Raw genomic sequence first — 13,813 nt, forward strand, 5'->3', positions numbered from 1 at the left:
CCGTAATTATGAAAGGGGTCCATTTTGACCGAAATCAAGAACCCGACCGTTATCGATTTCGAGGACATCTCCGACGAGCAGATGAACGCGATGATCGATGGCACGTTGACCGACTTTGACGAAGGCGATCTGGTCGACGGCACCGTGGTCAAGATCGAGCATGACGAAGTGCTGGTCGACATCGGATTCAAGAGCGAGGGCGTCATTCCCTCCCGCGAGCTGTCCATCCGCAAGGACGCCGATCCTTCCGACATCGTGAACATGGGCGACAAGATCGAAGCCCTCGTTCTCCAGAAGGAAGACAAGGACGGTCGCCTGATCCTTTCCAAGAAGCGTGCCGAGTACGAGCGCGCTTGGATCTCCGTCGAAGAGAAGTTCAAGGCTGGCGAGACGGTTACCGGCGAGGTTATCGAAGTCGTCAAGGGTGGTCTCATCCTCGACATCGGCCTGCGTGGCTTCCTGCCCGCTTCCCTGGTCGACCTTCGCCGCGTGAAGGATCTCGACATGTACCTGGGCACCAGCCTGGAAGCTCGCGTCATCGAAATGGACCGCAACCGCAACAACGTTGTTCTGTCCCGTCGCGTGCTGCTTGAAGAGGGCCGCAAGAACGAGCGTGCTGAGATTCTGTCCCGTCTGTCCAAGGGCATGCGCCTGAAGGGCACCGTTTCCTCCATCGTCGACTTCGGCGCATTCGTCGACCTCGGTGGTATCGACGGTCTGGTTCACATCTCCGAGCTTTCTTGGAGCCATGTCAACCATCCCAGCGAAGTCGTCAAGGTTGGCGAAGAGGTCGAGGTCGAGGTTCTCGACGTCGATCTGCAGCGTGAGCGCATCTCCCTGGGTCTCAAGCAGACGAAGGAAGATCCCTGGATCAAGCTGGTTGAGAACTACCCCGCTGGCAGCATCATCGACGGTAAGGTCACCAAGACGGTTCCGTTCGGCGCATTCGTCGAGCTTGGCCCCAACGTCGAGGGTCTGGTTCACATCTCCGAGATGTCCAACAAGCACATCGAGACCCCCACGCAGGTTGTGCATGCGGGCGACGAGGTAAAGGTCAAGGTTCTGGAAGTGAACACCGACCGTCGTCGTATCAGCCTCTCCATGAAGGCCGCTGCCGAAGAGCTGGGCATCGAAATCGAAGTTGCCGAGCCCGATCCGGCTGCCCTGGAAGAGAAGGCTGCTCGCCAGGCGAAGCGCGCTGCTGAGCGTGCCGCCCGCGAAGAGGCTTCCGAGCAGGCTGCTGAATAGCAACAAGCTAGCATAAGCTTCGAAACCCCCGCGTTCATACGCGGGGGTTTCTTTTTGCATGCGCGTATGCATTGAAACACGGCCTTTTTCCTGGTCATTTCAATGGATTGGCAACGAGGTTCGGTGGTACCATGATGCTGAAGACAGAAGAAGGCGAAAGGGGCGAGAAGATGAAAACATGCATTCTCATCGGCGGCATCGGTTCGGGCAAATCAACCGTATCCCATATGCTACTTGAACGTGGTGCTAAGCGTGTTGACCTCGACGAATGCGGCCATGAAACGCTTCTCGATCCCGAAGTAATCAGTCAGCTTGCCGATACGTTCGGTCCTGAGATTCTCGACGAGAATGGCGCCATCGTACGTTCCGAACTGGCAGCCCGCGCTTTCGTTACGCAGGCCAAGACCATTCAGTTGAACGCCATCACTCAGCCTCGTTTGCTCAAGGTGGCTCAGGCCCAGTTGGACCGTCTGGAGCAAGAGGGCTGCGAACTCGCAGTTATCGAGATTTCCGCCTACGATGGCCCCGAAGGCACGTTCGCCCCGCTTGTTCGCAATAGCGTGGGTGTTATCGCCGTTACGTCGCCTACGCGCGTACGCGTGCAGCGTGCTGTGGCGAAGGGCTTTGCTGAAGACGATGTGCGTCGCCGCATCGCCAGGCAGGTGAGCGATGCGCAGCGTGCCCTGTGGGCCGACTACGTCATTAGCAACAAGGGGACGATTGACCAGCTGGAAGACCAGGTCGAACTTGTCTGGCAGGATATAGCGGGCAAGTAGCGTCATGGCTCATCTTTCGAACTTGCAGGGCGTGGAAATGGCAGGCAAGCTGCCATCGGTGCGCCTTGCCAATCAGCCGTTTGAAATCGTTTCTCCGTTCGAGCCGGCAGGCGATCAGCCTCAGGCAATCGAGGCCCTAGCGCAGGGCGTGCGTGATGGCTTGCGCTACCAGACGCTTTTGGGCGTGACGGGCAGCGGCAAGACGTTCACTATGGCCAAGACCATCGAGGCCGTGCAGAAGCCCACGCTCGTCCTGGCGCCCAACAAGACGCTTGCGGCGCAGGAGGCGGCCGAGCTGCGCGAGTTCTTTCCCAATAACGCGGTGGTCTACTTCGTCTCGTACTACGATTACTATCAGCCCGAAGCCTACGTGCCTTCCACCGATACGTTCATCGAGAAAGATGCCTCCATCAACGAAGAGGTCGAGAAGCTGCGCCATGCGGCCACCTCTTCGCTGCTCTCGCGTCGCGACTGCATCGTTGTTGCGTCGGTGAGCTGCATTTACGGCATTGGCTCGCCTATGGACTATGCAGGCATGGCCGTGTTCGTGGACAAGCAAAAGCCTGCCGAGCGCGACGATGTCATTCATGAGCTCATCGACATCCAATACGATCGCAACGACTACGAGCTTTCCCGAGGCACCTTCCGTGTGCGTGGCGATTCCATCGACGTCTTTCCGCCGTACGCCGACAATCCCGTGCGCATCGAATTCTGGGGCGACGAAATCGAGGAAATTGCCGAAATCGACAACGTGACCGGGGAAGTGCTCAACCATTACGAGGCGCTGCCCATCTGGCCGGCGTCGCATTACGTGACGGCTCAGCCGAAGATGGATCATGCCATCAAGACGATTCGCGAGGAGCTGCGCGAGCGCCTGGAGCAATTCAAGGCCGAGGGCAAGCTTCTCGAGGCTCAGCGCCTGGAAATGCGCGTGAGCTATGACTTGGAAATGATGGAATCGATGGGCTTCTGCAGCGGCATCGAGAATTATTCGCGTCACCTGGATGGACGCAAGCCAGGCGAGCCGCCGTATACGCTCATCGACTATTTCCCCGACGACTTCCTGTGCATTATCGACGAGAGCCATGTTACGGTGCCGCAGATTCGCGGCATGCACGAAGGCGACCGCTCTCGCAAGGTCACCCTTACCGAGCATGGGTTCCGCCTGCCGAGTTGCCTGGATAACCGTCCGCTCCGTTTTGACGAGTTCGAGGCGCGCGTTCCCCAGTTCATTTACGTATCAGCCACGCCGGGCGATTACGAGTTGCGCGTAAGCCAGAAGAACGTAGAGCAGATCATTCGTCCTACGGGCCTGCTCGACCCCGAAATCATCGTGCGTCCCACGCTCTCGCAAATCGACGACATCATCGACGAAGCGCGCATTCGTGCCGAGCGCAATGAGCGCGTGCTTATTACCACGCTCACGAAGAAGATGGCCGAAGATCTTACCGACCACCTGCTTGATGAGGGCATTCGCGCGCGCTATATGCATTCCGACATCGGCACGCTCGAGCGCGTCGAGATCCTGCGCGAGCTGCGCCAGGGCACGTTCGATGTGCTCGTGGGCATCAATCTGCTGCGTGAGGGCCTCGACTTGCCCGAGGTATCCCTCGTGGCTATTCTCGATGCCGACAAGGAAGGCTTCCTGCGCAATCACCGTTCGCTCATTCAGACCATTGGTCGTGCGGCTCGTAATGCGTCGGGTCAGGTAATCATGTATGCCGATAAGCGCACCGATTCCATGGACCTTGCCATTACCGAAACGGAGCGTCGTCGTGGCTTGCAGATGAAGTTCAACAAGGAACATGGCATTACGCCCAAGACGGTGAACAAGGCCATCAACGACATCATGGATTACGTGGAAGAAGAAGTGGGGAATACCACGGCCGAGCAGGTAAACAAGGAGCTTGCCGAGCTGTCCCGCGAAGAAGTGCTGCGCGTCATTACCTCCATGGAAGACGATATGCAGCGTGCGTCCCAGGCCATGGATTTCGAGGAAGCTGCTCGTCTGCGCGACCAGGTCGTGCAGCTGCGAAGCCGCTTCGAGGGCGAATCGGAAGAGGCCGCCCTCGAAAAGCTGCGTAAGACTGCCCGCAAGGGCAGCGATTTTGGAAGACGGAAGCGCTAGGCGCCTGCGTACGTCTGAAGGTAGTCGATAGCGTATTGCGCGTAGAGTGCCGTGGATACGGTAAGCGCGTCTTCGTCTATGTCAAAGCTCTTGTTGTGATGAGAGACCTGCGTGTTGGGGCGCTCTGCGTTTGCAGACCCCACGAAGGCATACGCTCCGGGTACGCGATTGATCAGCTCTGCCATGTCGTCGCCCTGGAGGGAAGCGGGTCGGTTGGTGATGACCTTCTCTTCGCCGAAAAGGGAAGCGGCAGTGCGCTGCGCTTCGTGGCTTGACGTTTCTTCGTTGATGAGGGGCGACGTGTAGTCTTCGAAGCGAATGGATGCCGTGCCGCCGTAGATGCGCGCGGTGCTGCAGGCCAATTCCTCTAGTTCGCGTTTTACCTGCTCCCTCGTTTTGGGCGTGAGCGCGCGGATGGTCCCCTCAATGACGGCGGATTCGGCTACGACGTTGTATGCCGTTCCGGCGGTCAATTTCCCAATGCCTATCAGCACGCTGTTAGTGGGGTTCACGCGGCGCGTTACAAGGGCCTGGGCTGCCACGACGATCTGCGAGGCAATGTAGAGGGCATCGATGCCGGCTTCGGGCGTGGAGACGTGCGCACCCTTGCCGGAGATGGCAATGTTGAAGTAATCGACGGAAGCGTTATTGGGGCCAGGCGTGATGACGACCGAGCCCACGGGAACGTTCGAGGCCATGTGGATGCCGAACGTACGCGAGGCGATGTCCAAGGCGCCGCTTTCCACGACCTTGTGTCCGCCGTAGCCTACCTCTTCGCCTTCCTGGAACACCAGGCGCACCGTGCCGCCAAATAGATGGCGGTTGCGTACGAGCACGCGTGCCGCCCCAATGAGCCCTGCGATATGGGCATCATGACCGCAGGCATGCATGACGCCAGGTACCTGCGATGCGTAGGGGCGGTCGTCGGCTTCTTGTACGGGGAGCGCGTCAATGTCCGCGCGAAGTACGATGGCGTTATTCCCGGGTAGTTCGCCCGTGATGTCCGCATAGAGCGAATGTTCGGGGATGCGATGAACTTCCAGGCCCAACGATGAGAGCTCTTCGATGATGCGCTCGTTCGTGGCGTCTTCATGCCGCGAGAGCTCGGGGTGCTGGTGAAAATGCCTGCGGAGGCCAACGACATACGCGTGGTCTTCCGCTACTGCCTGGAGAATCGTTTCAACTGTGCTCATAGTGTCTTCTTTCAAGAAGGGGCAGCTCGCAGAGCCGCCCCTTGTCAATTCGTTGTTCGATGCTGTTGATTGCTAAGCCGCCTGGCCAGCTGCTTCCTTGATGGCGTCGATGGAGTCGTACGCGTGGGAGTAGAGCGAAAGGGGTGCCATGATGCTGTCGCCGATTGCGGTGATGTCATAGCCAATCGAGCTTACTTCATTGGCCAGGTATGCCTTGTGCTGGAAGGAGTTCAGATCGATTTCGCCCGAGTTCAGAGCCTCGTTGGGCAGGGTGTACGCATCGAAAGTGACGAGTTCGATGTAGATGCCAGCGTTCTGCTCGTCGAGGACCTTCTGCACGGCCTTCCAGTAGTCATTGGAGGAGCCGCAGACGCCCACCTTCACGACCGTCTTGCCGTCACTGCTGGAGGAGTACGAGTCGATTTCCTTGATGAATGCGTCGTCGGCCACATCGGATGCGTCGTAGTCGAATGCCGGGATAAAGGCTTCCTGGTACTTGCCCACGATGTACTTGGCCACGGTCTGCGTCTGGAGCGCGTTTACAATCGTCTTGTAGGTGGCATTGTTGACCTCGCTGCTGCGCGCGACGACGACGTTCACGTAGGGGTTTTCACCCGAGTCGGAGTCCTGCGATTCGGTGATCAGTGCGTCCTTCGAGGGAGTGAGGCCTGCGGGAATTGCGTAGGTGCCGTTGACCGCGGCAGCACCGAAGTCATCGAGCGTAGAGGGGAGCGTGTTGGCGGCCGAAGGGACGATTTCCACGTTGTACAGGTACTTCGTAATGTCCTTCACTTCGGGCGTGTAACCGGCGTTGGGGTCTACCTCGATAAGCCCTGCTTCTTCCAACAGCTTAATGGCACGACCGCCATTGGTGGAATCATCGGGAATGCCGATCTTTACGGTACTGCTGGAAGCGGAAGCGCCGCAGCCAGCGAGCGCGATTACCGTTACCGCGGCAAAGGCCGCGAGTGCCAGCTTCTTGAGCGTTGTCTTTTTCATAATTACCTCCCTTGTATCTTTCTCATTCAGAAGTGGTTTGCGCGCGTGTGCGGATTAGAGCGAACGCACTTATCTTCCGAAGAGGTGCCTATTGGTAGTGCGGCGTGCCAGCAGGTTGCCCACGCCCTGGATGATGCTGATGATGACCATCAGAAGGATGACGCATGCGTTTACGACGTCCTGGTGATGAAGGTTCTGGCCGTAGTTGATGGCGAAGCTGCCAATGCCGCCTGCGCCTACGGCGCCTGCCATCGTAGTGAGGCCGATGAGCGAAATAGCCGTGATGGTGGTGGCTCGGATGAGTTCGGGCAGGGCTTCCGGCAGGTATACGCGGAAGATGATGCCCATGGTGCCCGACCCGAATGCACGGGCTGCTTCGATCTTGCCCTTGTCTACGCTCACGAGCGCGGTTTCCACCTGGCGCGTGTAGAAGGGCACGGCGCCGAATACCAACGGTACGATAGCGCCAGCCACGCCAATGGCGGTGCCCGTGATGAGCCTGGTGAGCGGAATCAGGAAGATGAGCAGAATCACGAAGGGGATCGAACGGAAGAAATTCGTGATGAGCGTATCGATTCCGAAGATGACCTTGTTGGGTGCAATGCCGTCGGGCCTGGTTACGGTAAGGGCGATGCCGAAGGCAAGGCCAATGACGAACGTGAGGATGCCCGAGATCGCGAACATCTGGAACGTGGCGATGATGCTATCGACGAAGATGTCGTTGTAGCTTACGACATTAGGAAAGAGCGTTTGCAGAAGGTCCATGACCGATTACCTCCGTTCGGACGTTGCGCGAGCGCCAATACTCGATGACGTTCTGGGTGATTTCCTGGGTGCCCTTCAGCTGAACCACCATGTGGCCCAGCGGCTTGCCCTGCAGCCATTCGATGTTGGCGAGCAGAATATTGATATGCACGTCGAACTGCTTGGCGGTATCGGCGATGAGTTCGTCATTCACCGACGTATCGTCGAAGGTGAGCTTCGCCAGAATGCCTTCGGTGCCGTACTTTTCGCGTAGTACGTCGAGGCTTTCGAGGTTTTCGCCCTTCGAGACGAACTTGCGGGTGATTTCTTCGCGCGGGTTCGAGAAAATCTCGTAAACCGTTCCGCTCTCTACGGCCTTGCCGCCTTCCATGACGGTGACCTTGTTGCAGATGGTCTTGATGACCGACATTTCGTGCGTGATGATGACGATCGTAAGGCCCAAGCGTGCGTTGATGTCTTTCAGTAGCGCCAGAACCGAAGCGGTTGCCTCGGGGTCGAGTGCCGAAGTGGCTTCGTCGGAGAGCAGGATCTTCGGGTCGTTGGCTAGGGCGCGCGCGATGGCAACGCGCTGCTTCTGACCGCCCGAGAGCTCAGCGGGGAACGACTTGGCCTTGTCCTTCAGGTCTACCAGCTCTAGGAGCTCGGTTACCTTCGCTTCGATGTCCTGGGGCGATTTACCCGTATGGCGCAGGGGGTAGGCTACGTTCTCGAATACGGTGGAGCGGTCGAGCAGGTTGAAGTGTTGGAAAATCATTCCGATGGAAGAGCGAAGCTTGCGTAGCTTGGCGGGGGAGACGGGCTCTTCCTGCGGATTGCTCTCGTCCGAGTGAAATACGCTTCCGTTTTCGCAACGGAGTGTACCAAATCCGTCGATTTCGATGGTGCCTGCGGTGGGAGTCTCAAGGAAGTTGAGGCAGCGAACGAGGGTGGATTTGCCTGCTCCTGAGTAGCCGATAACGCCGTAGATATCGCCCTGCTCGATGGTGAGCGATACGTTATCGACGGCAGTGAAATCACCCCCGTTTGAACTGAACGTCTTTGTCAGTCCCGTTGTCTTTAGCATTCCCCAGGTTCCCCTTCCTGTGTTTCGTTTAATCCATAACACGGGATTATTTCCGATGTTCAGGGTGGGCGGTAGGGGCCTAATATCGATGTCCTGTTATCTGAAATACGGATAACAGTATCTAACCTGGGATATCTGCAAAGGCGATGGCTAACGAGGTGCGTTAGGCTGCCTTTGGATGGTGTATGCGAGGGTATGTCTGTCCATCTACTCTTTGTACATGAGCGCGATGGTGTAGTACCCGCGTTCGTAGGGCCTATACACTTGCTGGCTCCACAGCAGCGTGATGCCGTCCTTCTGCTCCAGGTCGGTTACGTCGCGTGGGGGCACGGCGTCGGTTGATTGGCCAAGTACCCAGAATTGGCCATGGTAGTCGGCCAGCATCGTTTCCCAGCTTGAGTCGATTATCAGGTTGTCGCCGTAGCAGGAGTATGCAAGCGCCCAGTTTCCCTTCTGCCAATTAAGGTAGTGCTGTTCCAGGTCGGGGAAGTAGACGGCCGTTACGCCCATGATTCCGATGTCGCTAGAAACGACTAGGTCGCCTTCCTGTATCTGCTCGGCCATGTAGTCGAAGAATTCGTTGTTCTTGTCGCTGTAGTCGTCCTGCACGATGAGCAGCTGGTTGAGCGATGAGATGGCAATGAATAGCAGGCAGAACATGATGGTGATGCGCTTGCGGTGCAGGCGGAAGAGTATCCAGGCGATGCCGAAGATGAGCGGCCCAATAGCGCAGAACATATAGCGGAAGTACACCATGAACGAATGCATGAGAATGGATGCCAGCCCGGCGATGACTCCCAGGCCAACGTATATGGCAATGCCCAGGAACGCCGGGAACCACGAGGGGGAGGTGAGCGTGCGCCATACGCGACGCCACCAGCTTGCATCGCGTTTCGGGTAAGCGTATTTCAAACGCTTGCGAAGCGAGGGGCGCCGCTTGCGCTTGATGCACTCCCGTATGATGAGCGCGATGAGGATGGCGAGCGCGATGATGACGACCCAGACCACGATGCGGGGAACTAGGCCGTAGTCGCCCTTCCATGCGAAGTCGATCTGCATGGTGATGAGGGGGTACCGCGCCAGAGCGATAAGCGTATCGGGGAAGGTGAATTGCGCCCAGTACGTGTTGGATACCACGCCTACCTGGCTGGCGAGCACGCTGAGCCAGGGTGCGAAGAGGGCTACTTGCAGGGCGGCTTGTATCCAGAATGTCTTCAGGTCGCCTTTGCGCGTGCGTCGGTGCGCGATGAGGAAGCACAAAAGCGCGAGATTGACCAGGAACACCGAGATAACGGCAAAGTAGTGCAGGTAGGCTGCCGTGATAGAGCAGATCATGAAGCGCACCCATGGTGCATGAGGCAGGCCGTCGGCGGGTATGCTCGTGCGGTTCAGACGCATGATGCGGAACGCGTATACGAAAGAGAGCATGACCATGCATGCTGCCCACGAATACATGCGGATTTCGATAGCTATGTATGAGACGTAGGGCGTGAAGAGCGCAAGCGTCGTGTAGATGAGGCCAACGCGCCAGCCGAAGTCACGACGCAGGTGCGTAAGGCCTATGGCCGCAAGCGCCACGGCGCCTAGCACGGTGAAGATGCGATATTCGGTGACGTAACCGCCGAGCAAGTGGATGATGTGCAACGCCCAGTAGAATAGTACGGGATGCACGTCGCCCGAGCCAATGCGCCAGATCTCACTGAAGGAATGGTCGGCGATGGCTACCGAGTAGCTTTCGTCGAACCAGAGGTTTTCGTGAAACGCGCCTGTGAGCAGGAATGCCGCGCCAATGAGTAGTACGAGCGCGTGGAATGCGGGGGAGGAGATGATGCGTTCAATTGTGTTCTTCATACCTGCAATAGTAATTGCATTGCAGGTTGACGTGCGACTATTCGCTTAATGATGATATGAAAACGTCAAACTACTCCATATGAAGTAGCCGCCATGGCTATGAGATTGTAAGCAAGCGAATCGAAAAGGAAGATTGGCTGGGCCAGCAGGATTCGAACCTACATAGCTGGTACCAAAAACCAGAGTCCTGCCATTGGACGATGGCCCAGCGAATAGAAGCGCGTATGCGCGGTACGTAAGTCTACTTTGTCGGGGTCGTTCCGTCAAATACCTGGGGCGGCATCACCATATGCACACCGCTCCTTGTCGTGGGCCCCTTGCCTGCGGGCATGTGGGCTTTGGGAAGATGCCGTTTGCGAGCGGGCGAGTGCTAGAATTGAGCCATGGGTAAGAAGTTGCACAAGACAAATGCGATGCGCATTCTCGATTCCGAGGGCGTGGCGTATCGTACGGCTACGTACGAAGTCGATGAAAACGACCTTTCCGGCATGCACGTAGCTGCTTCGCTGGGGCAAGACCCCGAACAGCTTTTCAAAACGCTCGTTTTGGTGGGCGAGCGCATGGGGCATGTCGTATGCTGCATTCCCACGAATTGCGAACTCGATTTGAAGAAGGTCGCGCGCGCTGCGGGCGACAAGCGCGTGGAAATGCTGCCTCTCAAGAAGCTTACGCCCCTTACGGGGTATGTGCGTGGCGGATGTTCGCCTTTGGGCATGAAGAAGCAGTTCCCCACGTTCATCGACGAGACCGCGGTCCTATTCGATGAAATCTATATCAGCGCCGGCGAACGTGGCGAGCAGATTATCGTCAATGGCGAGGACCTGGCGCGCGTAGTGGGGGCAACCTTTGCCGATTTGTGCATGTAGCGACCGGCGCGTTTACGAGGAAATGTGGGGATTGGAATGATTATCAGGAAAACGCCTGCCGAAATCGAAGCGATGAAAGAGGCGGGCAGGCTATCGGCGAAGGCTCTGCGCGAAGTAGGTCGAATCATCGAACCAGGCATCTCCACGCTTGAACTAGATAGGCATGCCGAGAAAATCATTCGCGCCGAAGGTGGCATTCCCGCGTTCAAGGGCTACGGCGGCTTCCCCGGAACCATTTGCTCTTCCGTGAACGACCAGATCGTTCACGGCATTCCCAGCAAGGACGTCATCCTGCGCGAGGGCGATATCATCTCCATTGACACGGGTGCCATCGTCGACGGCTGGGTGGGCGACAACGCCTGGACGTACCCCGTGGGGCGTATTAAGCCCGAGGTGCAGAAGCTGCTCGACGTAACGGAGGAGTGCATGTGGCGCGCCATTTCGGCAGCCCGCCCCGGTAATCGCCTGGGCGACGTGGGCCATGCATGCCAGGAACATGCGGAAGCCCATGGGTATGGCGTCGTGCGTGAATACGTGGGCCATGGCGTGGGTCGCGACATGCACGAAGACCCCAATGTTCCCAACTATGGGCATCGCCATATGGGCCTGCGCTTGGAGGAGGGCATGGTTATCGCCATTGAGCCCATGATCTGCATGGGAACGCGCAAAACGCGCGCGGGCAACGATGGCTGGCTGGTGCTTACGCGCGATGGCAAGCCGGCAGCCCATTTCGAGAAGACGGTGGCTATCACCGAGGGTGGTCCCATCCTGCTTACCGTGGAGCCCGAGTACCGCCGCCCGGTAATGAAGAAGAACTAGTTGCCTTCCAGCTCGGAGGCTACTTCTTCGAGCAAATCGCGAATGGGGAGAAACTGCGGGCATGCGTCTTCGCAGATGCCGCATTGCAGACATTCGCTTGCCTTTGCGTGACCCTCCGATACGAGCGAATTGTTGTAGTACCAGCTGGGATTCCATCCGCCGAATACGCGTTTCGTATTCAGGCAGTCGAGCATTTCGGGGATGCGTATGCCCATGGGGCACCCGTCGGTGCAATAGTGGCACGCCGTGCAGGCAATCATGCCCATCGAAGCGATTTTCTCGGCAGCTTGTTGCAGCGATTCGGCTTGCGCTTTCGAGAGAGGCGTTGGGGTGCGCATCGCTCGTACGTTGTCGCGTACGTCTTCGATGGTGCGCATTCCCGAAAGCACCATGGCTACGCTGGGGTGCGTTGCGGCGAATCGCAGCGCGAGCCCCGCGTTGGAAAGCCCTTCTGGGTTGTCCATGCCGTCGATGATCTGCTGAACGGGCTCGGGAACGTTCACGAGGTTGCCGCCCTTGAGCGGCTCCATCACGATGACGGGGATGTTTCGCTGCGCGCACAGCTCTACGCACGCGCGGCTCTGGACGGATGCGCTTTCCCAGTCAGCCCAGTTCACCTGTAGTTGCACGGCGTCAAGGTCGGGATGGTCGTTCAGGATGCGCTCGAGTACGTCGGGCGAATCGTGGAACGACATTCCCACGTATTGGGTTTTACCTGCTGCCTTGAAGGCAAAGGCGTGCTCGTAGGCGTGCGTTGTGGTGTACTTCTCGTAGATGGTTGCATTCTGGGCATGCAGGAGCAGCATGTCTATGTGGTCCACGCCCAGCGTTTCCAGCTCGAGGTCGAGAAGGGGGTCGATGTCTTCTTCGACCTCGAAGTTCTGATTCGATAGCTTGTCGGCAAGGAAGAACGCATCGCGCGGGTGGCGCTTTACGAGGCATTCGCGCAGCGCCACCTCGCTTTGTCCTCCCAGGTACACGTGGGCGGTGTCGAAGTAATTGAACCCAGCCTCTAGAAACGCGTCGAACATGGTGCAGATGGCGGGCATGTCCAGCTCGTCATCGGTTTTGGGTAAGCGCATGCAGCCAAATCCCAGCTTTCCCAGCGTTGCATCCATCCATGTGCCCATTGCCTCTCCTTGTCCGCGTGGTCCATGCCCGTTTCGTTCTTGCGATCTTGCGCCTAGAAGAACGCCTTCTTCGACTGCTCGTAGAATCCCTTGTAGTTGCAGCGCAGGAGCGTAGTTGGCGTGCTGCCGCGTTGGACGCGCACGGCGCGAATGGGAGCGGGCAGTTCGTCGTGCCAGCCATCTACGAAAAGCGTTGCGTCCTTTTCTGACGGCGTGTCGAAGAGGGTGACGTCGACGATGTCGTTCGGGTCGGTGACAACGGCGCGCGCCGAGATGGAATGCGGCGCCAGTGGCACCACGACCAGGCCCTGGAACCCAGGGGCGATGAGCGGGCCGCCAGCGGAAAGCGCATAGGCGGTGGACCCCGTGGCGCTTGCCACTACCATGCCGTCGCCGCGCATGCTTGCCAGGCGATCTCCGTTGAACGCCACATCGAACCCGATGATGCGGCCCGAAGCCCCGCGCGAGACGCAGATTTCGTTGAGCGCGAAGAAGCTGCGGTCGTTGGAGCGGTCGAAGGGGCCCGTGCTCAGGTGGTCGAAGGCGTCCTCGTCGTCACCTTCGCACAGTACGCTAATGCGCAGGTTGGTACGCTCTTCCTTCGTGCATTCGCCGGCGAGCGCGCTTGCCACCATGGCAATGACGCTGTCGGTGGGGTCGTTTGCCAGAAAGCCCAGGTGGCCAAAGTTGATGCCCAGGATGGGAATGCCCGTATAGCCCACGATGTGCGCCGTGCGTAGGATGGTGCCGTCGCCGCCCAGGGCAACGGCCATATCGGCGCCTTCGATGTAATCGGGCGTCACGTCGATCGAATTCGTGATGGAACAGGTGATTCCCTGGCTAGTAAGGTAGGCGGAAATCATCAGCGACGCATCGATTGCCTTTGCGCTTTCGTCGTTGCGTACTACCAAGATGTGCATATAGAGACCTCGTCTGCGTTCGTAATCAATAAATGCCCCTATATGCTACCATTTC

General features: G+C 58.0%; 12 protein-coding genes and 1 tRNA gene. 5 read left to right on the plus strand and 8 right to left on the minus strand.

Annotated features, from left to right (window positions below):
• Positions 1-24 precede the first annotated feature (24 nt).
• From rpsA to uvrB, 3 genes are all read left to right on the plus strand, one after another.
• Positions 25-1,248: a 30S ribosomal protein S1 gene (gene rpsA / locus E7002_RS03620; RefSeq protein ID WP_303727526.1), complete on the plus strand. Its 1,224-nt coding sequence runs from the start codon at positions 25-27 to the stop codon at positions 1,246-1,248.
• Positions 1,249-1,418: 170 nt separating this feature from the next.
• A complete protein-coding gene (gene coaE, locus E7002_RS03625; RefSeq protein WP_303727527.1) occupies positions 1,419-2,024 on the plus strand; it encodes a dephospho-CoA kinase in 606 nt (201 codons plus the stop codon).
• A 4-nt stretch (positions 2,025-2,028) separates the two neighbouring features.
• Positions 2,029-4,152, plus strand: a complete 2,124-nt coding sequence (gene uvrB, locus E7002_RS03630; protein WP_303727528.1) for an excinuclease ABC subunit UvrB — start codon at positions 2,029-2,031, stop codon at positions 4,150-4,152.
• Here uvrB and E7002_RS03635 read toward each other — a convergent pair.
• From E7002_RS03635 to E7002_RS03660, 6 genes are all read right to left on the minus strand, one after another.
• Positions 4,149-5,345, minus strand: a complete 1,197-nt coding sequence (locus tag E7002_RS03635) for a M20 family metallopeptidase (protein ID WP_303727529.1) — start codon at positions 5,343-5,345, stop codon at positions 4,149-4,151. The two genes, uvrB and E7002_RS03635, sit on opposite strands and share 4 nt — an antisense overlap.
• Before the next feature lie 72 nt (positions 5,346-5,417).
• The gene (locus E7002_RS03640; RefSeq protein ID WP_303727530.1) at positions 5,418-6,344 is read right to left on the minus strand and encodes a MetQ/NlpA family ABC transporter substrate-binding protein; all 927 of its coding nucleotides are present in this window, start codon (positions 6,342-6,344) and stop codon (positions 5,418-5,420) included.
• A 69-nt stretch (positions 6,345-6,413) separates the two neighbouring features.
• On the minus strand, positions 6,414-7,109 hold the full coding sequence (locus E7002_RS03645) for a methionine ABC transporter permease (protein WP_066663174.1): 696 nt from the start codon (positions 7,107-7,109) through the stop codon (positions 6,414-6,416).
• The gene (locus tag E7002_RS03650) at positions 7,081-8,172 is read right to left on the minus strand and encodes a methionine ABC transporter ATP-binding protein (RefSeq protein ID WP_303727531.1); all 1,092 of its coding nucleotides are present in this window, start codon (positions 8,170-8,172) and stop codon (positions 7,081-7,083) included. Before E7002_RS03650 ends, E7002_RS03645 begins: the two co-directional genes overlap by 29 nt.
• A 207-nt stretch (positions 8,173-8,379) precedes the next feature.
• A complete protein-coding gene (locus E7002_RS03655) occupies positions 8,380-10,023 on the minus strand; it encodes a hypothetical protein (RefSeq protein ID WP_303727532.1) in 1,644 nt (547 codons plus the stop codon).
• 134 nt (positions 10,024-10,157) lie between these two features.
• Positions 10,158-10,231, minus strand: a tRNA-Gln gene (locus E7002_RS03660).
• A gap of 175 nt (positions 10,232-10,406) precedes the next feature.
• Here E7002_RS03660 and ybaK point away from each other — a divergent pair.
• Positions 10,407-10,889, plus strand: coding sequence for a Cys-tRNA(Pro) deacylase (ybaK, locus tag E7002_RS03665; RefSeq protein ID WP_205630816.1), 483 nt, complete (start codon positions 10,407-10,409; stop codon positions 10,887-10,889).
• A 36-nt stretch (positions 10,890-10,925) separates the two neighbouring features.
• The gene (gene map / locus E7002_RS03670; RefSeq protein WP_303727533.1) at positions 10,926-11,708 is read left to right on the plus strand and encodes a type I methionyl aminopeptidase; all 783 of its coding nucleotides are present in this window, start codon (positions 10,926-10,928) and stop codon (positions 11,706-11,708) included.
• On the opposite strand, the gene E7002_RS03675 is transcribed toward map, so the two are convergent.
• Together E7002_RS03675 and E7002_RS03680 are read right to left on the minus strand one after the other, a co-directional pair.
• Positions 11,705-12,838: an aldo/keto reductase gene (locus tag E7002_RS03675; RefSeq protein WP_303727534.1), complete on the minus strand. Its 1,134-nt coding sequence runs from the start codon at positions 12,836-12,838 to the stop codon at positions 11,705-11,707. The two genes, map and E7002_RS03675, sit on opposite strands and share 4 nt — an antisense overlap.
• A gap of 53 nt (positions 12,839-12,891) precedes the next feature.
• Positions 12,892-13,758: an NAD(+)/NADH kinase gene (locus E7002_RS03680; RefSeq protein WP_303727535.1), complete on the minus strand. Its 867-nt coding sequence runs from the start codon at positions 13,756-13,758 to the stop codon at positions 12,892-12,894.
• Between the last annotated feature and the right edge of the window lie 55 nt (positions 13,759-13,813).

The organism is Denitrobacterium detoxificans (assembly GCF_015062615.1).
In the GTDB taxonomy this organism is placed as follows: domain Bacteria; phylum Actinomycetota; class Coriobacteriia; order Coriobacteriales; family Eggerthellaceae; genus Denitrobacterium; species Denitrobacterium detoxificans_A.